This is a genomic window from Xanthomonas indica (assembly GCF_040529045.1).
Lineage (GTDB): Bacteria > Pseudomonadota > Gammaproteobacteria > Xanthomonadales > Xanthomonadaceae > Xanthomonas_A > Xanthomonas_A indica.
On sequence record NZ_CP131914.1, the window covers coordinates 315,505 to 338,385 of the forward strand.

Sequence of the window (22,881 nt, forward strand, 5' to 3'; positions counted from 1 at the left end):
GCGCGCCGTGCCGCCTTACGGCGCCGGCGGCGCGGCCTTGCGCGGCAGCGCCAGCCACAGCGCGCGCAGCAGCAACCCCAGGCCGACCACGTACAGCGCATCGTCCAGCAGATGCACCAGCGCATAGACGCCCGGATGCCTGGCGCGGAACTGGCCGTCGATCAGGGCCGCCCAACTCAGCACCGCGTCCAACAGCCGCGGCAGGAGCGCGCCCACCAGCAACACCGTCAGCCCGAGCCGTGCCCGGGTGCGCGCGCGGCCCGGCGCCAGCCGTGGGAGCAGCAGCAGGGCGATCAGCGGCAGCAGCAGGCGCGCCAGCAGGCCGAGCGCGCCGGTCAGTGCGCTCACGTCCAGCACCGGGTACAGCCCCATCGCCAGCATGGCGCCCTCCATGGGCCAGGCCCGTCGGCGTCGGTCAGTGCGGCGCCGCCACGCGCGGCGGCAGGGCGAAGCGCAGCGCCAGCACCACCAGCAGCATGCCCACCGCGAGTATCAGCGCGGCGACGAAGCTGACGATGCCGAGCATGCTCGAGACCGACGAGTAGCTATGGCCTTGGGAAATCAGCCACATCGGCACGAACGACATCGCCGTCCCCAGGCCCAAGGCCAGCAGCAGGATCGCCAGCCCGCAGATGCCCAAGGTGCGCGCACGGCCAGGACGGCGCGTGAACAGCAGCGCCAGACCGACCACATAGACCAGCAAGAGCGGCAACTGCGTCAGCAGTCGCGTCAGCACTTGCAGCATCAACGATTCGTCCATGCGTTTACTCCCGGATGGATGGCGGAGGCGACGTCTTTCAGTCGGCGCTGACCAGCACTGCGTCTCGCTCGCGCAGCGCGGCATACACCGGATCGGTCTCCGGGCGCACGCCATGCCATGCCTCGAAGCTCTCGGCGGCCTGTTCCACCAGCATGCCCAGGCCGTCCACGGTGTCGCGACACCGCGCCGCGCGCGCCCAGGCCAGGAATGCGATCGCGACCTCGCCGTAGTTCAGGTCCACCGCCAGGGTCATGCTGTTGATCAGCGACAGCGGCAGGGTGAAGCTGGCGGCCGGATCGCGGCCGATGGTGGTGGCGTTGACGATCAGTTCGAAATCGCCCAGCTCGCGCAGGTCTTCCCAATAGCGCGAGATCGCGCGCGCCGGCTCGCCCAGCGCATCGACCAGCGCGTCGGCGCGTTCCGGCGCGCGGTTGACCACCACCAGCTGCTGCACGCCGGCGTCCAGCAGCGCCGGCGCCACGCCGCGCGCGGCGCCGCCGGCGCCCAGCAGCAACGCGCGGCGACCGCGCAGGTCCAGGCCGTTGCGGCCGGTCAGGTCGCGTACCAGGCCGGCACCGTCGGTGTTGTCGCCGTGCCACTGGCCATCGCGATAGCTGAGCGTGTTGACCGCACCGGCGGACTGCGCGCGTGCGCTGTGCACCAGACTGAGCGCGAACGCGGCTTCCTTCAGCGGCAGGGTCACGTTGGCGCCGACGCCACCGGCCGCGGCGAAGGCGGCCAGCGCCGCGGCGAACCCGTCGGCCTGGACGTCGATCGCCTCGTACTGCAGGGCGATGCCGGTCTGCTTGGCGAAGGCGGCGTGGATGCGCGGCGACAGCGAATGGGCGACGGGATGGCCGAACACGGCAAAACGGGAGTTGGGCATGGAGCGCTCGTTGGTTGTTTTAGACTGGCGGCGACATTCCATGGAATCCCTCATGCGGACCCCTGCCCTGCCGCTCGCGCTGGCCGCGAGTTTACTCTGCGCGCCGTGTGCGTTCGCGCTTTCCGAATTCGGCATCGAGGGCATGGGGGTAGTGTCGACCGCCGCCGACGAGACCCGCGCGAGCGTGTCGCCCGACGGCCAGCGCATCGTCTGGGCCAGTCCCGACCGCGCCGGCGGGCCCGGCGACGGCGACCTGTGGCAGGCGGTGCTGCGCGACGGGCGCTGGCGCGACCCGCAACCGCTGCCGGCGCCAGTGAACTCGCCGAACCAGGACAGCGACCCGTTCTTCAGCGCCGACGGCCGCTGGCTGTACTTCGCCTCCGATCGTCCCGGCGGCCACGGCGGCAGCGACCTGTACCGTGCGCCGGTGCTGGCCGACGGCGGCTACGGCGCGCCGCAGAACCTGGGCGCGGCAGTGAATTCGGCGGGCGACGAACGTGCGCCGGCCCTCTCGCTGGACGGCACGCGGCTGCTGTTCGCCAGCGATGGCCATGGCGGCGCCGGCGGCCTGGACCTGTTCGTGGCGCGCCTGGACGGCCAGGGGTTCGTGCGCCCGCAGGCGCTGGCCGGGGTCAACAGCGCCGACGACGAAAGCGACGCCGCCTGGCTGGGCGACGGCCGCGCGCTGCTGTTCGCCCGTGCGCATGGCAGCGCGCGCAGCCAGGTGCTGCTGGCGCAATGTGCCGGCGGCCGCTACGCGGACCCGCAGCCGCTGGCGCTGTCGTTCAACGGCAGCGATGGCCACACCGCCGGCGCCGTAGTGGACGCATCCAAGCCGGGCGAACTGCTGTTGTCCGGCAGCACCCGCGCGCCGAAGGCCGGCAAGCGCGACCTGTACCGGATCAAGGCGCCGGCGGCGACCGGCAGCGGCGACTGCATGTAAGCGGGTTGCGCGGCGACGCGACGCACGCGGCAATTGGTCGAGCGCAGTCGCGCAGGTTCGCCGAAGGAGTGCGGTGGCGGCAGGCACGCCGTCCGGCGACCACGCCCGGGCGTTTCCGGGATGCCCGGGCCGCTGCCATGCCGTCGGGCAAGCGACGTAAGAAAAGGCCGTTGTGGGAGGACTTCAGTCCGGACGCTTGGCACCTGGGCGCATCCCCTCTGCGCTTGCCGCAACCGAAGCCCTGCTCCAACAACGCGCTCTACCGCAGTCAGCGAGACACCCCGTGGTCTTGCACGAGCGCATTTCGCCCTTTTTTGCAGAAACGGCCGCGACGTACATTCCCGGGTGCCGGTCGCGGCTGACGCCGCTCCTACAAGGCACGGCGTATCCGGTTGATCCCTGACCGGCGCAGACGATAGGAGACGCCCTGAAGTCGCGTCACTCGCATCTCCAGCCGGCACATGATGTGCAGCAGCAGTCGACGCAAGCACGCAGCGCACGCAGCGCACGCCGATTACGCCGCTATCGGCGCATCATCTCAATACACATCGCGTCGGTAGCGCCCCTCGGCGCTGAGCGCATCCAGCGCGTCCTCGCCCAGGATCTCGCGCAATGCGGTGTCCACGCCGCGCGCCATGCCGGCGAGGCTGCCGCAGACGTACACGGTGGCGCCACGCGCCACCCAGGCGCGCAGCGTGTCGGCGGCCTCGCGCAGCCCGTCCTGCACGTAGCGCTTGTGCGCCTGGTCGCGCGAGAACAACAGGTCCAGGCGCTGCAGGTGGCCCGCGGCCTGCCAGGCCCGCAATTCGTCGCCGAACAGCGCATCGTGCGCGGCGTTGCGCTCGCCGAACAGCAGCCAGTGCCCATGCACGCCGGCCTGCTCGGCCTCGCGCAGCAGGCTGCGCAAGCCGGCGATACCGGTGCCGTTGCCGATCAGCAGCATGGGCGCATCGCCATGCCGGCGGAACCCGGGGTTGGCCCGCGCCTGCGCGCGCAGCACCGCACCCACCGGCGCGTGCTGGCACAGCCAGCCGGCGCCCACGCCGGGGCTGCCGTCGTCGCGCAGGGTCAGGCGCACGACCAGTTGCAGCAGGCCGTCGGCCGGCACCGAGGCGATCGAGTACTCGCGCAACGGCAGGCTCGGCAGCGCATCCACCCAGGCCTGCAGATCGTCGCCCGGCGCTGGCGGCGTCAACGCCCGTGATGCCAGCGCCTGCCACAGCGGCTGACGCACGCCATCGGCGTGCACCGTCTGTTCGGCGTCCAGCGCCTGCGTGGCGAGCCAGGCGCGGACCGTGTCGGCGGCGTGACAGGGCTGCACTTCCAGGATATCGCCGGCGTGCCAGTGCGCCTGCGGCGGCGGCGCCAGATCGATGCGCCACACCGGGGCGCCGGCGCTGCCGGGGTTGAGCAGGACGCGGCCGGCCAGGCGCCAGTCCAGCGGTTCCGGCGCCTGCAACACCGGCGCCGACGCCGCCACGCCGGTGAGCGCGGACAGTTGCCATTGCCACTGCGCCAGCGCCTGCGGATCGGCGTTGTCCACCTCCAGCGCCGGGAACAGCGCCTGCGCGCCCTGTGCGTCCAACCAATGCTGCACCTCGCGCGAGAAGCCGCAGAACTGCGGATACTGGCGATCGCCCAGGCCGAGTACCGCATAGCGCAAGTCCGGCAGCGCCTGCGCCTGGCGCAGCACGCGGCGGACGAAGCCACGTGCCGCGTCCGGCGGTTCGCCATCGCCGAAGGTGCTTATCACAAACAGCGCGCGCTGGGTGCCGCGCAGGTGCGCCAGGTCCAGCTGCGCCAGCGAGCGCAGGTCCACCGCCAGGCCGGCGGCCTGCAGTTGCGCGGCGGTCTGCCAGGCCAGGCGCTCGCCCAGGCCGCTCTGGCTGGCGAAGCCCACCAGCCAGGAACCGGCGGCATCGCCGACCAGCCCCGGCAGCGCACGCCGCGCATCGCGCAAGGCGCGCTTCTTGCGCCGGCGGTCCAGGTACAGCATCCAGCCGGTGACGAAGAACAGCGACATGCACAGGCTCGCCAGCAGCATCACCACGCGCCCGGGCAGACCGAAGAAGCTGCCGGTGTGCAGCGCGAACATGCTGGTCAGCAGGCGCCGGCCCAGCGGTTGCTGGCGATACTCCAGGTGGCGCAGGATGCGGCCGCTGGCCGCATCGACCTCCACGCTGTCGTAGGCGCGGTCGTGCGCCGGATCGGGCGGCAGGTAGCGGGCCACGATCGGCTGGCCGCTGCGGCCGGGCAGGCGCAGATCCAGGTAGGCGCGCTGCGCAGCGGGCACGGTCGCCAGGGCCGCCTGCAGCCGTGCGTAGTCCACCGCCGGCGGCTTGCCGCCGCGGCCGCCGGCCTTGTCCTTCGGCGCAGCATCGCCGCCGAGCATCGCCACCAGCCCCTGCCGGTACCAGTCGTAGGACCAGTACAACCCGGTCGCGGCGATCAGCAGGTACAGCAGCAGGCACCAGGTGCCGATCACCGAGTGCAGGCTCCACAGGAAGCTGCGTCCCTGCCGGTTCCACTCCACCGCCCACCAAGCGCGCCAGCTCCACCAGCGCCGCGGCCAGCGCAAGTACAGCCCGGACAGGCAGAAGAAGATCAGCACGAAGGCGCAAACCCCGGTGACCGCCTTGCCGCGCTCGCCGGCGGCCAGGCGCCGGTGCAGGTCTTCGACGAAGGAGAAGAACCCGTCCAGGCGCGGCGCCGGCAGCACCGCGCCGGTGTAGGGATCGAAGTACAGGCGGCCGCCGTCGCGGCCGGGCAGGCGTACCGCGGACGGCCGCGTGCCGGTGGGGTCGATCAGCAGCCGGTTGCTGCGGTGTGCGCCGTCCAGGTCCAGGCGCCGCGCCAGCTCGGCCAGCGGCAAGGGCTGTTCGCCGGCGGCATGGCGCGCGGCGATCGCCGCCAGCGGCGGATTGGCCAGGCGCACGATCTCGTCCTCGAAGGCCAGCGTGGCGCCGCTCAGCCCCATTACCGACAGCACCAGCCCGGCGCTGATGCCGAGCAGCCAGTGCAACTGGAACAACAGCGTCTTGATCACGGCGCGGGCGGGGACAGGGCGGGCGCGCATTGTAAATGAGAACGCTTATCGCATGCGATTGATCCGGCCCGGCGCGGCGTCTACCGCCAAGCGTGACCGCCGCCGCGGTTGCCATTTGCCGCACATCCAGCGGTCACCTGGCGGACATCGAACCTGGCCAGTTTCTTCACCTCCATCGACCACCCCCGAGGTTCCTGCAATGTCCGTCTCCCTGCGCGGTTGTCTTGCCCTGCTTGCGTTGTTCGCCGCCCAGGCGGCCAGCGCCGCCACCAGCTGCCCCACGCTCTACGCCGGCGGCAAGGCGCCGACGCTCGACGCGTCGATCACCAGCCGCACCACCGAGGTCTGCCATACCGAATACGTGCTGATGGCCTCGGGCGTGACCAAGGGCCCGCTGTACTCGGCCGAGCACCTGACCGACCAGCAGGTCGCCGGCGCCGAATCGATCGGCCGCGTCGGCTCCTTCCACGACGAGACCGGCATCCCCGCCGCCGACCGCTCGCACACCTCGGACTACACCAACTCCGGCTTCGACCGCGGGCACATGACCCCGGCCGGCGATGCCTCGACCACCAACTCGGAGAAGGAAACCTTCTCGATGGCCAACGTGGTCCCGCAGGACCACAAGCTCAACACCGGCGAGTGGGCGCGGATCGAAGAGCAGGTGCGCCAGCTGGCCAAGCAGCGCGGCGAGGTCTACGTGGTCACCGGCCCGGCCTTCGACAGCGGCACGCGCAGCAGCATCGGCGCCGACAACGTGCAGATCCCGAACTACGTGTGGAAGGCGGTGTACGAGCCGGGCAACGGCGCGGCCGCCTACATGTGCGTCAACGACAGCACCATCAACTGCGACGTGGTGTCGATCAACGACGTCATCACCATGTCCGGCGTGGATCCGTTCCCGGCAATCAGCGCCAGCATGAAGGCCAATCCGATCGCCCTGACGTTGCCGTAAGCGGGGATTCGGGAGTGGGGAATCGGGATTCGTAGAAGCGTCCTGACTCCCTGCCCGGGTTGGGGCGGCCGGAGGCGCGCGTGTGCGCCAGCCGGCCGCCACTGCAAGCGCGCGCACCTCAGGCGGCGTGCGCCGTCATCGCCTCGACCAGCGCCGCGAACACTGCGCTGCAGGCGGCGCTGCCGCGCACGTCCTGGTGCATCACGATCCAGCTTTCCAGGCCCACGCGCACCTGCTGCGGCAGCACCGGCACCAGCGCCGGCGTGCGCCGCGCCAGGGCGACCTGGCAGAAGCCGATGCCGCAGCCGGCACGCAACAGCGCCAGTTGCGCCAGGTCGCTATCGGCACGCAACGCGAACGCCTCGCGCCGCCACAGCGGCAGGGCGCTGCGCGCCGCGCGCAGGAACGGCGTCTCCACATCGAAACCGATCAGCGCATGCTGCGGCAGGTCCTCCAGCGTCTGCGGCAGGCCGCAGCGGTCCACATAGTCCTGGTGTGCGAACAGTGCCACCGCCACCGCGCCGACGTGGCGCGCGACCAACACCTCCTGGGTCGGCCGGGTCATACGCACCGCCACGTCGGCTTCGCGGTGCAGCAGGTCCTGCATCCGGTTGCTCAGCACCAGTTCCAGCCGCAGGTGCGGATGCGCGCGGCGCAAGGCCGCCAGCACTGGCGGCAGCACCTCCGCACCGATCACCTCGCTGGCGGCGATGCGCACCGTGCCGCGTACCGCATCGCCGTGGCGGCCCGCCGCGCGCTGCAGCGACGCGGCCAGGCTGCCCATCGCCTGCGCATGCCCGCGCAAGGCCAGTGCGGCATCGGTCGGCAGCAGGCCGGTCTGCGAACGCACGAACAGCGGCACCGCCAGCGCCTGTTCCAGCGCCGCCACGTGCCTGCCGACGGTGGGCTGGGTCAGGCCCAACGCGCGTGCCGCCGCCGACAGCGAGCCTTCCTCCAGCACCGCCAGGAAGGACCGATAGAGTTCCCAGCCGATCGTGTTGTCCATACAGAAATGTATAGCTGGTCCGCGCTATTCGCCAATTTTCTTCAGCGGCACCGACACCGACACTGACCACCGACCCCAACGGAGCGCTGTCATGTCCCCTTCTTCCACGGCCCTGGTGCTGGGCGCCAGCGGCGGCATCGGCGGCGAACTGGCGCGGCAGTTGCGCGACGCCGGCTGGCAGGTGCGCGCCCTGCAACGTGGCCTCGCCCACGCCAGCGAGGAGCGCGATGGCATCCATTGGTGCCGCGGCGATGCGCAGCAGCGGGCGGACGTATTGCAGGCGGCGCAGGGATGCGCGGTGATCGTGCATGCGGTCAATCCACCGGGTTACCGGCGCTGGTCGGAACTGGTGCTGCCGATGATCGACAACACCGTCGCCGCGGCCATCGCCGAGCGTGCCACCGTGGTCCTGCCGGGCACGGTCTACAACTACGGCCCGGACGCCTATCCGGCGCCGGACGAAGACGCACCGCAGGTGCCGATCACCCGCAAGGGCGCGATCCGGGTGGAACTGGAGCGACGCCTGCAGGCCGCGACCGCGCACGGCGCACGGGTGATCGTGGTGCGCGCAGGGGATTTCTTCGGCCCGCGCGTGGGCAACAGTTGGTTCGCGCAAGGGCTGGTGCGGCCGGGACGACCGGTCACGACGGTGACCCTGCCGGGTGATCCGGGCGTAGGCCACCAGTGGGCCTACGTGCCGGACGTGGCGCGGACCATGCGGGCGCTGCTGCAACGACGCGAGCGTCTGCCGGCCTTCGCCCGTCTGCACATGGATGGACATTGGGACGCCGACGGCACGCAGATGGCCGCGGCGATCGCGCGGGTCGCGCAACGCCACGGCCTGGCGCCGCCGCGCACGCGCCGCTTCCCGTGGCCGCTGCTGACCCTGGCCGTGCCGTTCTGGCCGCTGGCGCGCGAACTGCACGAGATGCGTCCACTGTGGCGGCAGCCGCTGCGCATGCGCAACACGCGGCTGCTGGAGTTGCTCGGCGAAGAGCCGCATACGCCGCTGGATGTGGCGGTGGAGGCGACGCTGCGCGGACTGAGCTGTTTGCCGGTGGCATCTCCATCGGCAACGCCGACGTGCGCGTAGAAGCGGTTTCAGGCACGACCGGGCTGTAATGGGAACGCCCGGTCGCGGCTGAAGCCGCTCCTACGAGGAGCCGAAATAGATGGGTCGATGGATCGCAAGCTCCTGCCTGTGTAGGAGCGACTTCAGTCGCGACAGGGCTTTCCCGAGAAAAGCGTCGCGACGGAGGTGTCTCTGACAGACAGACGCTGGATCAGCGCGCCTCGCGCAACCAGCGCGCCACCTGCGGCGCGAAGTAGGTCAGCACGCCGTCGGCACCGGCGCGCTTGAACGCCATCAGCGACTCCAGCACGCAGGCGCGCTCGTCCAGCCAGCCGTTGCCGATCGCCGCCTTGAGCATCGCGTACTCGCCACTGACCTGGTAGGCGAAGGTCGGCACGCGGAACTCGTCCTTCACCCGCCGCACCACGTCCAGGTAGGGCATGCCAGGCTTGACCATCACCATGTCCGCGCCCTCTTCCAGGTCCAGGGCGATCTCGCGCAGGGCCTCGTCGCCGTTGGCCGGGTCCATCTGGTAGGTGGTCTTGTCGGCCTTGCCGAGGTTGCCGGCGCTGCCCACGGCCTCGCGGAACGGGCCGTAGAACGCCGAGGCGTACTTGGCCGAGTAGGCCATGATGCGCACGTGCAGGTGCTCGTCGGCATCCAGCGCGCGGCGGATCGCGCCGATGCGCCCGTCCATCATGTCCGACGGCGAGACGATGTCCACGCCGGCCTGCGCGTGCGACAGCGACTGCTGCACCAGCGCCTGGACGGTGATGTCGTTGAGCACGTAGCCGCGGTCGTCGATGATGCCGTCCTGGCCGTGGCTGGTGTACGGATCCAGCGCCACGTCGGTCATCACCCCCAGCTCGGGGAAGCGCGTCTTCAGCGCGCGCACCGCGCGTTGCGCCAGGCCGTCCGGGTTCCAGGCCTCGGCCGCGTCCAGCGACTTGCCGGCCGGGTCGATCACCGGGAACAGGTCGATCACCGGGATGCCCAGTTCCAGGGCCGCCTCGGCCTCCTTCAGCAGTTCCTCGATCGACAGGCGCTCCACGCCGGGCATGGAGGCGATCGGCGTGCGCCCAGGCACGTCGTGCACGAACACCGGCCAGATCAGGTCGTCGACGGTGAGGGTGTGCTCGCGCATCAGGCGGCGCGAAAAGGCATCGCGGCGCATGCGCCGGGGGCGATAGTGGGGATGGGCCACGTGCAGGCTCCTGGGTGGGCGGATTCTGGGAGGCCGCGCCGGTCGCACGGGCCGATGCCGCCAAGGCACCGCAGGCCGCGCCGCCGGCACCGGCGTGAACGCAAGGCGGCCCGCGAGCGGCGCCGTCGGCTGCGCATGTTACTCCCGCCGGCGTGGCCCGCCGCATGGGATGGTGCAACACAGCATGCCGGTCGCCGGCCTGCGGCTCAGATCACGCCGCCGCCCAGGCTCAGCCGGATCACCCCGACCACGATCACCAGCGCATTGAGCATCAGGCCGGTCTTGGCGCGGCCGCGGTTGGGCGCGGCGGTGAACAGCAGCCCGATCGCGGCGATCAGCGCACCGACCGCGGCGAACGGGATCAGGAACCAGTTGCCCCAGCCGAGCAACGGGATGAAGGCCAGGATCATCCACAGCAACGCCACGATGCCCCACAGCAGACTGATCAGGCCCATGCCGGCCTCCATGCGAATGTCAGCCTGCACGATAGCGCACTGCGGAGGCTGGCGCGGCGCGTCCGCCCGGCTGATAGCGGGCAGTCCCCGCTGACCGCGCGACGGATCGCCCAGGCAACGCGGGTAGGGGATGCACGCACTGGATCGTCTTTATGCGGGACAGGAACCTGGACCGTCCCCCATCGAGGAGCAGCCCATGAAGCGCTGGATATGGAGTTTCGCCATCTGCCTACTGTCGTTCCCCGCCGTCGCCGAGCCCGTCTACAAGAAGCTCGTGTGCCGCGACAACGACCCGTTCGTGTTCTGTACCCAAGGCTGCAAGGGCGTGGACAAGAACTGGAGCCCGGTCGACCCGATCAGCGGCTCCTGGCAAGCGGACCCCGGGTATTGCCTGCGGCCAAGTCCGGTGCGCTGCTGCAAGCACGGTTCGCACTGCGGCGCGTGGACGCCCACCGCGATCGTGGCCGTCAGGCAGTACGAAGACATCTGTCCTGCCGCCGTCACACAAGGCGACTGGACGGACCCAAGCCGGCGTCCGGAGAACGTGCCCTACGAGCACTGACGATCATGCCGCTGCACGACGCAGCGGCGTGCTGCCCCGCCAGACGCCCGACCCTTGGCATGGGGATCACGCCCACCCTGCCAGGGTGACGGCGGCGGGTTCGGCGCGATTCACCCGGCCCGCCTATGATCGCGTGAGATCCGAACACGGGGGTAAGGCCATGACTGTCCGACCGTTGCTGCCGCTGGCGTTGCTGCTGGCCCTGGCCGGCTGCGCCAGCTCCTCCAAGGTGATGGTCGGCGCGGCACGCCCGCCGATCGATCCGGCGCTGGTGCAGATCTATTCCGCGCCGCCCCCCGGGGCGATCGACATCGCCCAGTTGGAGGCCTCCAGTGCGGCCGGCTTCGGCACCCAGGGCCAGACCGACGCGGCGGTGGCCCGCCTCAAGCGCGACGCGGCCAAGCTCGGTGCCAACGGCGTGGTGCTGATGGGCGTGGGCTCGCAGCGCTCCGGCGGCGGCCTGTCGGTCGGCGCGGGCAGCTACGGCGGCCACGTCGGCGGCGGCCTGGGCATCGGCATCCCCACCACGCAGAAGCGCGCCGCGGGCATGGCGATCTGGGTGCCGCCGGGGGCGCAGGGACCAGCGCCGGCGGCGCCGCAGCCTGCACCACCGCCCGGTCGCTGAATCCGGTCAGGTCGGGCATGGGCCTGTTGGCCTGCCCGGCCGATGCACGCGCCTCGCTCCGAAGCGGATCGCCCGTGTCAGCCCGCTGGGCCGGGTAGGGCCCGTGGCGCATGGCATCCCCTGGCGTGCTGAAACCCTTGCTAAGCTATTTGCGGGCAGGATCGGCACGACCCGTCGCGGGTCTCGATCCGGGGTGCGGCCCGCATGCGACGACACGTTTGGTCCGAACGTCTGGGACGGACCGCTTTCGACAGAGGGAAGTGCGATGAAGCGATGGATATGGATTCTGGTGGCGTTTCTGGGATTTCAGGGCGTCGCTGGCGCGCAGGAGGTCTATGAAGATCTGGCCTGTCGCGACAACGATCCCTTCGTCTTGTGCACACAAGGCTGCAAGGGCAAGGACAAGAACTGGACGCCTGTGACTCCTCAAGCCGGCGTGTGGGTTGCAGTACCTGGCTACTGTCCTTGGCCAACGTCGACCGGCCCTTGCTGCGTCGGAAACGTATGCTTCAAACCGTGGACGCAGAAAGCTGTCGATGCGGTCTATCAGTACATGCATATTTGCCCGATCGGCGGCGGCAAGGCCAGCGACTGGACGGGACGGCAGCGACCCGAGAAGGTTCCAAAGGATCATTGATCCGCAGCGACTGCCACTGCGCCGTTTGGCGCAGTGGCGCGTCTAGTTGATCTCCGCTCACTTGCGCTGTGACGGCACGAATACCTCGTCCACCGCCGCGGCCAGCTGGTCCGGCGGCAGCAGCCCCTGGTCCAGCAGAAAGTTGTTGAACTTCAGCCGGTCGAACCTGGCGCCCAGCGCCAGTTCGGTGCGCATGCGCAATTCCAGGATGCGGCTGTAGCCATAGAAGTAGCTGCCGGCCTGGCCGGGCGCGCGCACCATGTAGCGGTCCAGTTCCTGCCGCGCCATTGCCGGCGACAGGCCGACCTCGTTCTCCAGCACCAGGCGCGCGCGCTCGCGGTCGATCAGGCCGAGGTTGAGCATCGGGTCGAGCATGGCCCGGGCGGCGCGCAGCAGGCGGAACTGCAAGGCGATCAACTGCCCGTCCAGCGGTTCGTACGGCACCATCTCGGCCTCGGCGTACAGTGCCCAGCCTTCGACGTTGACCGAATTGAACGCGTACAGGCTGCGCGCCAGCGACACGCCACGCTCGACCATGGCGGTGAACTGCAGTTCGTGGCCGGGCCGGCCCTCGTGCGCGCTCAGCGTCCACGCCGCCGCGCCGAAGTTGAAGTCGTCGTAGTGCTCGCCCTTGCCGTCGCTGTCCGGATTGCCCAGCGGCAGCACGAAGGTGCCCTGCTCGCCGGTGTTGCCGACCAGCGGCGCCGGGCGGAAATGCGGCGCCGGTTGCGCGGCGCTTTCGGCCGGCGAGCCCAGGCGCATCTGCATCGGCCGCTGCGGCACATCGACGATGCGCTGCTGGCGGATGATCGGATCGATGCGGTCGATGACGCTGCGGTAGTGCGCCTCGAGCTTGTCGTCGGGGATGGTGTCGCGCTTGAGCGCGCGCAGCACGGTGCGATAGTCGCGCGCATCGTCGCCGCGCAGGCCCTTGGCGGCGGCCACCAGCGGCGCCAACTGCTGCATCGTCGCACGAGTCTCCATGAATTCCAGTTGGGCGCGCTGCATCAGCACCTGCGGTGCGATATCGATGCCGACCTGCTTGAGCTGGAATGCGTACAGTTCTGGCGGCAGGCGCGCATCCTCGCGCGCCTGCGGCAGCACCACCGTGCGCGTCCAGGTGGCGTAGTCCTGGAACTGCTGGTCCATCGCCGCCAGCGCTGCGTCCGCGCCGGCGATCTTGTACTCGGCGAACAGCGCACGAATGCCCTTGGCGTAGGTGTCGACATTGCTCAAGGCCTGCTCGACCTCGCGCCTGGTCGGCTGCAGCAGGCTGCCGTCGGCGCGCTTCTCTTCGTAGCGTTGCCGCGCCAGCAGCAGGCTGGAGGTGCTGCCCGGCGCCAGCCCTACGTAGCGCTGCAGCCGTGCCAGCGCCTTGGCACGGCGCGCCGCCGGCACCTGCTCGGACAACAGGTTGTTGATGCCGCCGAACACATGCTGCGGCGCGTCCGTCCATGGCAGCAACAGGCGTTCGTTGAGCGTGCTGCCCTCGATGGACTGATCGGCGGCGTGGATCAGGATCGCCAGATCCTGGCGCACGTTCGGATCGCGCTCCACCTGCAGCTTTTCCTGCAGTGTGCGGCGCGCGGCGGCGGTGGCCTCGCGGAAACGCCGCGCGTTGTCGGGACCGAAATCGGAGACCTGGTCGTCGAACCCGGGCACGCCGAAGAAGCTCACTTCCTCGGCCTGGAACGGCGCCTGCGCCTGCAGCAGGATCTGCGCGAACGCATTGCTGCGCTCCACCCAGGCCGGCGCACGCGTGGCCGCTGCGGCAGCCGGTGCAGACGCTGCGGCCAGCGCCGGGAACGGCGCAGGCGCCGCCAGCGCCAGGGTCAGGGCGATGGCGAGGACACGTGGCTTCATGGCGCAGCTCCGACAGAATGAGGTAAGGACCGTACGCGGCACGGGCCGGATCGGCCATCTGCCGGAGGTCATGGCTGCCGAGGCGCGGCAGCGCAACATGCGCTCGGATCTACGCCGCGGCTGTCGCAGTGCGCGTGCGATGGCGGCAGCGCAGGCACTTCATTGCAGGGAACGTGGGCGCTGCGACGCCACCAGCCCATGGAGGCCACCCACGCAACGCCGTGGGTGGCAACACGTTCGCCGACCGCCTACTTCGTGGCGGCGTCCTCGGCCGGTGCGGCGTTGTCCGCGTCTGTTGCGGGCACCGGCGGCGCATCGACCGTCGCGCCATCCGCCTCCTCGTCGTCGGTATCGGCGCCCTGCCCAAGTACGTCGAGCAAGGGAATCGCCTCGCCCGCGTCCGGCAGCACCTGCAAGGTGGTGTAGTGCCACTCGCCCGCATGGCGCTCGGCTTCGATGTACAGGGTGCCGTTGGCGCGGCTGCCGTGCAGCGACACGCTCAGCTCGGCGTTGCCACTGCCACCGCCGCTGCTGTTGAAGCTGCCGCTGGGCATGATGCCGTCCTTGATCGGCGCGCCCAGCGCGGCCGCCACGCGCGGATCGCGTTGCGCGGCCATCACGCCGACCCGGTACGGCTCGGACGACTTGGTGACGCGCGCGATGCCGAGCACGAACACCGCGATCGACGCCAGCAGCAGGGCGCCGAGCACCAGCACGATCAGCGGCACCGCCCACTTCCAATGCCGCGACCACCAGCCGCGCTTGGCCGGTGGCAGCGCCGTGGCGGAGGCAGGACCGGGCGTCCCGGGCAGTGGCGGCGGACTCGACATGACGTCACTCCTTGTCGTGCGAAAGCGAAAGGTGAAATGCAGCGGCGCGCTCAGGGCTTGAGGCAGCGCCCCAGGAACGCCTCGGTGGTGCGATAGCGATGCAACGCGTTGCTGCCGGACAGGCCGTGCTTGGCACCGGGATAGGTCATCAGCTCGAACAGCTTGCCGCGCTTCTGCAGTTCGCTCATCAGCGAGGTGGAATTGGTGAACAGCACGTTGTCGTCGGCCATGCCGTGCAGCAGCAGCAATTGCGAGGTCAGCCCGTCCAGGTGCGCGGCCACGCGGCTGTCGCGGTAGCCGTCGGGATTGGCCTTGGGCAGGTTCATGTAGCGCTCGGTGTAGTGGCTGTCGTACAGGCCCCAGTCGGTGACCGGCGCGCCGGCGGCGCCGCAGGCATAGGCCTCGCTGTGCTTGGCCAGCAGCATCAGGGTCATGTAGCCGCCGTTGGACCAGCCGTACACGCCGATGCGCGCCGCATCCACCCACGGCTGCGCCTTCAGCCAGGCCACGCCGCGTAACTGGTCGTCCACTTCCACGGTGCCCTGGTGCTGGTACAGCGCACCGCCGAAATCGCGGCCGCGGCGCGGCGTGCCGCGGTTGTCCAGCGAGAACACCACATAGCCGTGCTGGGCCAGGTACTGGTCGAACAGCGCATCCCCGCGGCCGGGCCAGCCATCGACCACGGTCTGCGCGGCCGGGCCGCCGTACACGTAGACCACCACCGGATAGCGCTTGCCCGGATCGAACCCGTCCGGCTTGATCAGCCGGTAGTGCAGCGGGGTCTTGCCGTCGGCGGCGGTCATGGTGCCGAACTCGACCGGACGCTGCGCGGCGCGGTAGGCGGCATAGGGATGCTGCGGATCGGCCAGGTCGTTGACCAGCAGGGTGGCGATCTTTTCGCCGTTGGCGCGGAACAGCTCGATCTGCGGCGGCGTGGTGGTGTTGGACCAGCTGTCGACATAGACGCTGGCGTTCTTGGCGAAGCTGGCCGCATGCGTGCCGTTGGGCTTGGACAACTGCTCGATCGCGCCGCCGGCCAGCGGCACCGCGTAGAGCTGGGTCTGGGTCGGCGACGCCTTGGTCGCGGAGAAGTAGACCTTGCCGGCGGCCTCGTCCACCGCCAGCAGTTCGTCCACCACCCACTCGCCCTGGGTCAGCGGACGCAGCGTGCGGCCGTCTTCCGACGCCAAGTACAGATGCTCGTAGCCGCTGCGCTCCGACCCCCAGACGAAACGCCCGTCCTTGAGGAAATGCAGGTCGTAGGTGAGCGGCACCCAGGTCGGGCTGGTCTCGGTGATCAGCACGCGCTGCTTGCCGCTGGCCAGGGTCGCCTCGATCAGCTCCAGGTGTTTCTGGTCGCGCGACTGGCGCTGGAAGGTCAGCCGTTGCGGATCGCGCCAGTCCACGCGCGCCAGGTAGATGTCCGGGTTCTTGCCCAGGTCGATCCACTGCGGCTGCGCGCCGGCACGCGGCGCGATCACTCCGAGCTGGATCTTGACGTTCGGCTGCCCCGCCTGCGGATAGCGCTGCTCCACCACCTCGGTATGGTCGGCATAGACCTCCGGGCGCTTCTGCACCGGCACCTCGGTTTCGTCGATGCGCGCGAAGGCGATCGCCGAATCGTCCGGCGCCCACCAGTAGCCGGTGTGGCGGTCCATCTCTTCGTCGGCGACGAACTCGGCCACGCCGTTGCCGATGGTCTCGCTGCCGTCGCGGGTGAGCTGGTGCTGCTGGCCGCTGGCCAGGTCGATGACCCACAGGTTGCGCCCGCGCACGAAGCTGACGTAGCCGCCCTTGGGCGAGATCTTCGGGTCGGTGACGAAGCCTTCGCCGTGGGTGAGCTTGCGCACCGCGGCGCTGCCGGTCTTGCTCAGGTCGTACAGGTACAGCTCGCCGCCAAGCGGGAACAGCAGCGCATGCGCATCCGGCGCCCACTGGTACTCGACGATGCCGGTGTAGGCGGCGATGCGCTGGCGCTCGCGGCGCGCCTTCTCCTCGTCGCTCAGGGTCTCGGTGCCGGGCAGCACCAGCTTGGAATCCACCAGCATGCGGGTCTGCCCGCTGGCGATGTCGTATTCCCACAGATCCAGCTGGTTGCGGTCGCTGTCCTTGCCACGCAGGAAGGTCACCCGCGAGCCGTCCGGCGCCACCTTGGGCTTCATCAGGGTCGGCCCGGACAGCGGCTTGCTGCCGGTGATGGCCTCCAGGGTCAGTTTCTCGGCGTGGGCGGGAACGATGGGCGTGGCGAGCATGAGGGCGAGAGCGGCGAACAGAGAGCGCATGAAGGTTCCTGATGGAGCACCGAGCGCACGGATGATGCGCGTGCGCCCGGGATTTGAGAAGCGCGCCGGCTCAGCGCTGCCCGAACAGGTGCTTGCGCTCGGCGTCGCTGAGCGGCTTGCCCGCGTTCGGGTTCACCTGCTCCTTCAAGGCGTAGGCGCGCTGGGTGGCCGGGCGCGCGGCGATGGCGTCGTGCCAGCGCTTGAGGTGCGGGAAGGCGGCGTAATCGGGGGTCAGGCCGTTGTACACCTCGATCCACGGGTAGCTGGCCATGTCGGCGATGCCGTAGGCGTCGCCGGCCAGATAGGCGCTTTGCGCCAGGCGCTTGTCCAGCACGCCGTGCAGGCGCCGCACCTCGTTGCCGTAGCGCTCGATCGCATAGCCGATCTTCTCCGGCGCATAGACGTTGAAGTGGCCCATCTGCCCTGTCATCGGGCCGAGGCCGGCCATCTGCCAGAACAGCCATTCCAGGGCGAGCACGCGCCCGCGAGGATCGGCCGGCAGGAAGCGGCCGGTCTTCTCGGCCAGGTACAGCAGGATCGCGCCGGACTCGAACACGCTCTGCGGCGCGCCGCCGTCTGCCGGGGCATGGTCGACGATGGCCGGCATCTTGTTGTTCGGCGAGATCGCCAGGAACGCGGGCGCGAACTGCTCGCCGGCGCCGATGTTGACCGGCTTGAGCGTGTAGTCCAGCCCGGCTTCCTCGAGGAACAGGGTGACCTTGTGGCCGTTGGGGGTGGGCCAGTAGTACAGATCGATCATGGCGGCGGTCCTGGAAAGGGGACCCCGAGTGTAGCGGCGCCCCCCGGCTTGGCAGCGTCACCGCCGGCCGGGTACCCTGGCCGCTCCCGCAACGCAGCATTCCAGACCACGCCATGACTCCCGAGCGGCCTCGCCTGCATCCCCTGTCCAATCTGATCTTCGCCTCGCGCTGGCTGCAGTTGCCGCTGTACCTGGGGCTGATCGTGGCCCAGGGCGTGTACGTGTTCCTGTTCGGCAAGGAGCTGTGGCACCTGATCCACGAGGCGCCGAGCCTGGGCGAGCAGCAGATCATGCTGATCGTGCTCGGCCTGATCGACGTGGTGATGATCTCCAACCTGCTGGTGATGGTGATCGTCGGCGGCTACGAGACCTTCGTGTCGCGGCTGGGCCTGGAAGGCCACCCGGATCAGCCGGAGTGGCTGAGCCACGTCAACGCCAGCGTGCTCAAGGTCAAGCTGGCGCTGTCGATCATCGGCATCTCCTCGATCCACCTGCTCAAGACCTTCATCGCGGTCGGCGCGCTCGGCGGCATGCCGATGTGCTCGCCGGAACAGCTGGCCAGCGCCGTGGGCACGGTGGACCTGAAGAGCTGCGCGACGCTGACCGCCACCGGCGTGCTGTGGCAGACCATCATCCACGGCATCTTCATCCTGTCGGCGATCGGCATCGCCTGGACTGACCGGATCATGTCCGCGTCCGCGCCGGCGCGCCCGGCGCACTGACGGACGCGCGCAGCGTCACGCTTTTTGCCGCATGGCAGCGGCTGCCACGCACGCGGCGGCCGCGGATGCTAGATTGACCGATGGGGTGCGCTGGCGGCATGGGGGCCGCAGCACCGCGAACGCACCGCCGTCGCATCGTTGATTGCCAACACCGGGGATTCAGGGGGACGCATGTCGCAACTCACCACACTCGCCAAGGCGCGCCGTGTCGCGCCCGTCCTGTTGCTGGCCGCGCTGGCGGCCTGCTCCAAGCAGGACGAAACCGCGCCACCCAGCGCCACGCCGGCCACCGCCGCAGCCAACGCACCGGCGACGCCGGCGGTGTCGGCCAAGGTGCAGTCGATGGGCACCGAACAGTTGCACGACTCGGCCAGCCAGGCGCTGCGCGAGAACCGCATGTACGCGCCGGCCGGCAACAACGCGGTCGAGTACTACCTGGCACTGCGCGACAAGCAGCCGGACGACGCCGGGGTCAAGAGCGCGCTGACCGACCTGATGCCGTACACGCTGATCGCCGCCGAACAGAGCATCAACCGCGAGGATTTCCCGGAAGCGCAGCGGCTGATCGGCCTGATCGAGAAGATGGATCCCCAGGCCCCGGCCCTGCCACGGCTCAAGCAGGGCGTGAGCAAGGGCATGGAGGCCGTGGCCCAGCGCAGCCAGGACGAGACCGACAAGGCCAAGAAGGACGCCGAGCAGAAAGCCAAGCTCGCGGCCGAGCAGCAGAAGCAGGCGCAGCAGCAGGCCAGCGAAGCGCAGGCCGCGCAGCAGATCGCCGCACAGCAGGAGGCCGCGCGCCGCGAGAGCGCACGCCAGGAGGCCGAACGCCAGGCCGCCGCCCGCCCCGCCACGCCCGCCGCGACGCAACCGACGCCGGCACCTGCCGCAGCACCCGCGGCCGCGCCGGCGGCCACGGCGCAGACCCTTCGCCCGATCAGCACCCCGGCCCCGCGCTATCCGCCCGAAGCACTGCGCTCGGGGACGGCCGGCGAGGTGCTGGTGGAGATCACCGTCGGCACCGACGGCGCGGTCACCAATGCCCGCGTCCTGCGCTCCACGCCGCCGCGGGTGTTCGACCGCGAGGCATTGAACGCGACCAAGCGCTGGCGCTTCGAGCCGGTCAGCGCACCGGTGACTACCCGCCGGACGCTGGCCTTCAATCCCGGCGGTTGAGCCGCCGTTGACGCGTGCCCGGCCACCGTGGCCGGGCACGCCGCATCGCCAGGCGCGGCACCGCGCGAAAACGTTCAGGACACCGGCGCACTATCCGCACGGCGTCCAGGCGCGCCGAAGCGCCCCTTGCGCCAGGCCACCCAGGTCGCGATCGCGCCCACCACCGTGCACACCAGCAGGCCCGGCAGCGATGCTTCCGGGCCGAAGGCGCCGCCGCTCAGCCAGTCCGGCATCCCGGCCTGCACCGTGCTGCGCGCGATCGCCGGCCCCATGTCGGTGCCCGACACCGCCGCGCCGAACAGGTAGCCCTGGGTGAAGTTCCAGGCCGCATGCACGCCGATGGACACCCACAGCCGGCCGGTGAGCACGTAGAAGGCGCCCAGCATGATGCCGGCCTCCACCGCGATGCAGAGCGCGGCGAACACGCTCGCGTTCGGATTGCCGAGGTGGGCCAGGCCGAACAGCGCCGCCGACAACGCAAACGCCAGCCAGGGACCGAACGCGCGCCACAGCAGCCGCAGCAGGATCGCGCGCAGCATCAGTTCTTCCACCACGCCGGCCTGCAGTGCCTTGCCGAGCGGCCCCCACATCGGCGCCGGCCCGGTCCCGCGGATCGCGTACACGCCCAACGTCGCCATGAGCGCCATCACCGCCGCGAACATCGCCGCGCCCAGCAACACCCCCAGGGTCAACTGCGATGGCACCGCGCGCCAGGCGAGCTCCGCCGGCCAGCGCCGCTCGCCCAGGCGGACCGCCACGGCGTAGAGGACGGCAGCCATCGATGCCGTGGCATACGGGGCGAGTTGACCCGCGCCCGGTGGCATTAGCCTGCCGCACAGCAGCGGCACCGCCACTGCCACGACCACCATCAGCGCCAGCAAGGCGATCGCCCAGGCCACCGCCCTCAGCCAGCGCAGCATGCCCGGCTGCAGGATGCGCGCCTCGCCCAACACCAGCAGGCGCGTGCGGCCGGCGGCATGCGGTGCAGGCTCATCGTGTGGATCGGAAGACATGCAGGACTCACTACGGATGGGGGCGCAGAAGGCGGATGCAGCCGCCGTGCGGGAACGCCATGCGCATCGCGGTCACGCATTCGTGCGGCGACCGCGACCAGGGCGACGCAGCGCGCGGCGCTTGTCCGCGCGCTGCTGGCGGCTTAGGCGGAGATCGCCAACTGCTCCTGCCGGTAGCGGCGCACCGCCGCCAGCCACAGCACCGCGGCCAGGCCGAAGCCGGTGAGCAGGTAGACCGCCCAGATCTGAGGATCGATCGCCTCGCGGCGGATGATCTTCATCAGCATCTGGTTCTGCGCCAGGAACGGCACCGCGAACTGCCACAGCGTGGTCTTCAGCGGATACACCATCAAGGCGTAGCCGGGCAGCATCGGAAGCAGCATCAGCCAGGTCATGTGGCTCTGCGCTTCCTTCATGCTCTTGGCCGAGGCCGCCAGGTAGGTCAGCAGCGAGGTGCCGATGAACAGCATCGGCAACAGCACGAACAGCATCTGCAGCATCGCCACGAAGCTGACGTTGAGCTGGCGGCCGATGCCGCTGGCCACCTGCGCGCTGAGCTTGAACGCGAGCAGGGTCAGCAGCAGCGACACCAGGCCGACCACGCAGGCCGCGGCGATCTTGCCGCTGACGATGGCGCTGCGCGAGGCCGGCGTGGCCAGCAGCGGCTCCAGCGATTGCCGCTCGCGTTCGCCGGCGGTGGCGTCGAGGATCAGGTAGGCGCCGCCGATGAACGAGGTGATGGTCAGCAGCACCGGCAGCAGCATCGCCAGCAACGCACCGCGCTTGGCCTCGGGCGTGGCCAGGTCCTGCAGCGCCACGTCCAGCGGCCGCGACACCTGCGAATCGATGCCGCGCGCCAGCAGGCGCAAGGCACCGACCTGCTGGCCGTACATGCTCAACGCGGCCTGCACGCGCTGGGTCGGGATGTCGGCATCGCGGCGGGTGCTGTCCTTGATGATCTCCACCAACGCCGGGCGTCCTTCGTGCCAGGCGTTGGCGTAGTCCTCGTCGATCTTCAACGCCAGGTCCACGTCCTGGCTGCGGATCGCACTGGTCAGGTCCTTCGGCGGCGCGACCGCGTTCAGGCCTTGCGCGGCGAGGAAGGCGACCAGGTTCGGCGCGCGTTCGCGGCCGATCACCGGAATGTCCAGCGGCTTGTCGATCTGCGTGCGCACGCGGCTCTCGGCCAGCGCGCCCATGCCCAGGATCAGCGCCGGGTACAGCAGCGGCCCCAGCAGCAAGGCCAAGGCCAGGGTGCGGCGATCGCGCGAGAGGTCGCGCAATTCCTTGCGCATCACGGTGAATACGGTACGGAGCAGGCTCATGCGTGCAGTCCCTCGTCGCTGCCGATCGCCTTGACGAAGGCGTCTTCCAGATTGGGTTCGCCGGTGAGGGCGCGCAGTTCGTCAGCGGTGCCGGCGGCCACCACCGTGCCCTTGGCGATGATCACGATGCGATCGCACAGCGCCGCCACCTCTTGCATGATGTGGCTGGAAAAGATCACGCAGCGCCCTTCCTCGCGCAGCTCGCGCAGGAACCCGCGCAGCGCCCGCGTGGTCATCACGTCCAGGCCGTTGGTGGGTTCGTCCAGGATCACGTTGCGCGGGTCGTGGACCAGCGCGCGGGCGATCGCGGTCTTGGTGCGCTGGCCCTGGCTGAAGCCTTCGGTCTGGCGGTCGAGGATGTCGTCCATGTCCAGCGCCTTCGACAGCAGCCGCGTGCGCTCGGCGATACGGGCCGTCGACAGTCCGTGCAGCTCGCCGAAGTAGGCGATGTTCTCGCGCGCGGTCAGCCGCTTGTACACGCCACGCGCATCCGGCAGCACGCCCAGCGCGCGCCGCACCGCCATCGGATCCTGGCCCACGTCGACGCCGTCCACGCGCACCTGGCCCTGGTCCGGCGCCATCAGCGTGTACAGCATGCGCAAGGTGGTGGTCTTGCCGGCGCCGTTGGGGCCGAGCAAACCGGTGATCTGGCCGTCGGCGGCCTGGAAGCTGACCCCTTGCACGGCCTGCACGGCGCCGGCGCGGGTCTTGAATGCCTTGTGCAGATTGTCGGCGACGATCATGCCTGCCGCTCCCTGTCGA

The 22,881-nt window shown here is 70.2% G+C and carries 22 protein-coding genes; 8 read left to right on the top strand and 14 right to left on the bottom strand.

Annotation, left to right across the window (positions count from 1 at the left end; all coding sequences use genetic code 11):
* Positions 1-15: 15 nt before the first annotated feature.
* From Q7W82_RS01320 to aroE, 3 genes are read right to left on the bottom strand one after another with little or no spacing between them, the layout of a single operon-like run.
* Positions 16-381 (bottom strand): hypothetical protein, encoded by a 366-nt coding sequence (locus tag Q7W82_RS01320; protein WP_242159210.1) that lies wholly within the window; start codon positions 379-381, stop codon positions 16-18.
* 34 nt (positions 382-415) lie between these two features.
* Positions 416-760 carry a hypothetical protein gene (locus Q7W82_RS01325; protein ID WP_242159209.1) on the bottom strand — a complete coding sequence of 115 codons (345 nt, stop codon included), beginning with the start codon at positions 758-760 and terminating at the stop codon, positions 416-418.
* A 37-nt stretch (positions 761-797) separates the two neighbouring features.
* Positions 798-1,646, bottom strand: coding sequence for a shikimate dehydrogenase (gene aroE, locus Q7W82_RS01330; protein WP_242159208.1), 849 nt, complete (start codon positions 1,644-1,646; stop codon positions 798-800).
* 52 nt (positions 1,647-1,698) lie between these two features.
* Between aroE and Q7W82_RS01335 the strand changes: the two genes are divergently transcribed.
* Complete coding sequence (locus tag Q7W82_RS01335) at positions 1,699-2,589, top strand: TolB-like protein (protein ID WP_242159207.1); 891 nt, start codon at positions 1,699-1,701, stop codon at positions 2,587-2,589.
* Positions 2,590-3,127: 538 nt separating this feature from the next.
* Here the strand turns inward: Q7W82_RS01335 and Q7W82_RS01340 are convergent.
* Entirely contained in the window at positions 3,128-5,635 is a 2,508-nt protein-coding gene (locus tag Q7W82_RS01340; RefSeq protein WP_242159206.1) for a sulfite reductase flavoprotein subunit alpha, read from the bottom strand.
* A gap of 199 nt (positions 5,636-5,834) precedes the next feature.
* Here Q7W82_RS01340 and Q7W82_RS01345 point away from each other — a divergent pair, with 199 nt between their 5' ends.
* A complete protein-coding gene (locus tag Q7W82_RS01345) occupies positions 5,835-6,590 on the top strand; it encodes a DNA/RNA non-specific endonuclease (protein WP_242159205.1) in 756 nt (251 codons plus the stop codon).
* Positions 6,591-6,708: 118 nt separating this feature from the next.
* Here the strand turns inward: Q7W82_RS01345 and Q7W82_RS01350 are convergent, their stop codons facing one another.
* Positions 6,709-7,596 (bottom strand): LysR family transcriptional regulator, encoded by an 888-nt coding sequence (locus Q7W82_RS01350; protein ID WP_242159204.1) that lies wholly within the window; start codon positions 7,594-7,596, stop codon positions 6,709-6,711.
* Positions 7,597-7,687: 91 nt separating this feature from the next.
* On the opposite strand from Q7W82_RS01350, the gene Q7W82_RS01355 reads away from it, so the two are divergent.
* Positions 7,688-8,689, top strand: a complete 1,002-nt coding sequence (locus tag Q7W82_RS01355) for an NAD-dependent epimerase/dehydratase family protein (protein WP_242159203.1) — start codon at positions 7,688-7,690, stop codon at positions 8,687-8,689.
* Between the two features lie 190 nt (positions 8,690-8,879).
* Here Q7W82_RS01355 and hemB read toward each other — a convergent pair whose 3' ends face one another.
* Together hemB and Q7W82_RS01365 are read right to left on the bottom strand one after the other, a co-directional pair.
* Positions 8,880-9,872 carry a porphobilinogen synthase gene (gene hemB, locus Q7W82_RS01360; RefSeq protein ID WP_242159202.1) on the bottom strand — a complete coding sequence of 331 codons (993 nt, stop codon included), beginning with the start codon at positions 9,870-9,872 and terminating at the stop codon, positions 8,880-8,882.
* 206 nt (positions 9,873-10,078) lie between these two features.
* On the bottom strand, positions 10,079-10,327 hold the full coding sequence (locus Q7W82_RS01365; protein ID WP_010340624.1) for a hypothetical protein: 249 nt from the start codon (positions 10,325-10,327) through the stop codon (positions 10,079-10,081).
* Between the two features lie 196 nt (positions 10,328-10,523).
* On the opposite strand from Q7W82_RS01365, the gene Q7W82_RS01370 reads away from it, so the two are divergent.
* From Q7W82_RS01370 to Q7W82_RS01380, 3 genes are all read left to right on the top strand, one after another.
* Positions 10,524-10,889 carry a hypothetical protein gene (locus tag Q7W82_RS01370; RefSeq protein WP_019797800.1) on the top strand — a complete coding sequence of 122 codons (366 nt, stop codon included), beginning with the start codon at positions 10,524-10,526 and terminating at the stop codon, positions 10,887-10,889.
* A 160-nt stretch (positions 10,890-11,049) separates the two neighbouring features.
* Complete coding sequence (locus tag Q7W82_RS01375) at positions 11,050-11,514, top strand: hypothetical protein (protein WP_242159201.1); 465 nt, start codon at positions 11,050-11,052, stop codon at positions 11,512-11,514.
* A 265-nt stretch (positions 11,515-11,779) separates the two neighbouring features.
* Positions 11,780-12,151 (top strand): hypothetical protein, encoded by a 372-nt coding sequence (locus Q7W82_RS01380; RefSeq protein WP_242159200.1) that lies wholly within the window; start codon positions 11,780-11,782, stop codon positions 12,149-12,151.
* 57 nt (positions 12,152-12,208) lie between these two features.
* Here Q7W82_RS01380 and Q7W82_RS01385 read toward each other — a convergent pair whose 3' ends face one another.
* The 4 genes from Q7W82_RS01385 to Q7W82_RS01400 form a co-directional block, all read right to left on the bottom strand.
* Positions 12,209-14,014 (bottom strand): DUF885 domain-containing protein, encoded by a 1,806-nt coding sequence (locus tag Q7W82_RS01385; RefSeq protein WP_242159199.1) that lies wholly within the window; start codon positions 14,012-14,014, stop codon positions 12,209-12,211.
* 248 nt (positions 14,015-14,262) lie between these two features.
* The gene (locus Q7W82_RS01390; protein ID WP_242159198.1) at positions 14,263-14,844 is read right to left on the bottom strand and encodes a cytochrome c oxidase assembly factor Coa1 family protein; all 582 of its coding nucleotides are present in this window, start codon (positions 14,842-14,844) and stop codon (positions 14,263-14,265) included.
* A gap of 50 nt (positions 14,845-14,894) precedes the next feature.
* Entirely contained in the window at positions 14,895-17,126 is a 2,232-nt protein-coding gene (locus Q7W82_RS01395; RefSeq protein WP_242159197.1) for a S9 family peptidase, read from the bottom strand.
* Between the two features lie 70 nt (positions 17,127-17,196).
* Positions 17,197-17,886 (bottom strand): glutathione binding-like protein, encoded by a 690-nt coding sequence (locus tag Q7W82_RS01400; RefSeq protein WP_242159196.1) that lies wholly within the window; start codon positions 17,884-17,886, stop codon positions 17,197-17,199.
* Positions 17,887-17,999: 113 nt separating this feature from the next.
* On the opposite strand from Q7W82_RS01400, the gene Q7W82_RS01405 reads away from it, so the two are divergent.
* Together Q7W82_RS01405 and Q7W82_RS01410 are read left to right on the top strand one after the other, a co-directional pair.
* Positions 18,000-18,608, top strand: coding sequence for a TIGR00645 family protein (locus tag Q7W82_RS01405; protein WP_017908501.1), 609 nt, complete (start codon positions 18,000-18,002; stop codon positions 18,606-18,608).
* 171 nt (positions 18,609-18,779) lie between these two features.
* A complete protein-coding gene (locus Q7W82_RS01410) occupies positions 18,780-19,781 on the top strand; it encodes an energy transducer TonB (RefSeq protein ID WP_242159195.1) in 1,002 nt (333 codons plus the stop codon).
* Between the two features lie 74 nt (positions 19,782-19,855).
* Here the strand turns inward: Q7W82_RS01410 and Q7W82_RS01415 are convergent, their stop codons facing one another.
* The 3 genes from Q7W82_RS01415 to Q7W82_RS01425 all read right to left on the bottom strand — a co-directional run bounded on the left by Q7W82_RS01415 (position 19,856) and on the right by Q7W82_RS01425 (position 22,862).
* A complete protein-coding gene (locus tag Q7W82_RS01415) occupies positions 19,856-20,794 on the bottom strand; it encodes a CPBP family intramembrane glutamic endopeptidase (RefSeq protein WP_242159194.1) in 939 nt (312 codons plus the stop codon).
* 143 nt (positions 20,795-20,937) lie between these two features.
* Positions 20,938-22,119, bottom strand: coding sequence for an ABC transporter permease (locus Q7W82_RS01420; RefSeq protein WP_242159193.1), 1,182 nt, complete (start codon positions 22,117-22,119; stop codon positions 20,938-20,940).
* Positions 22,116-22,862: an ATP-binding cassette domain-containing protein gene (locus tag Q7W82_RS01425; RefSeq protein WP_242081456.1), complete on the bottom strand. Its 747-nt coding sequence runs from the start codon at positions 22,860-22,862 to the stop codon at positions 22,116-22,118. Before Q7W82_RS01425 ends, Q7W82_RS01420 begins: the two co-directional genes overlap by 4 nt.
* Between the last annotated feature and the right edge of the window lie 19 nt (positions 22,863-22,881).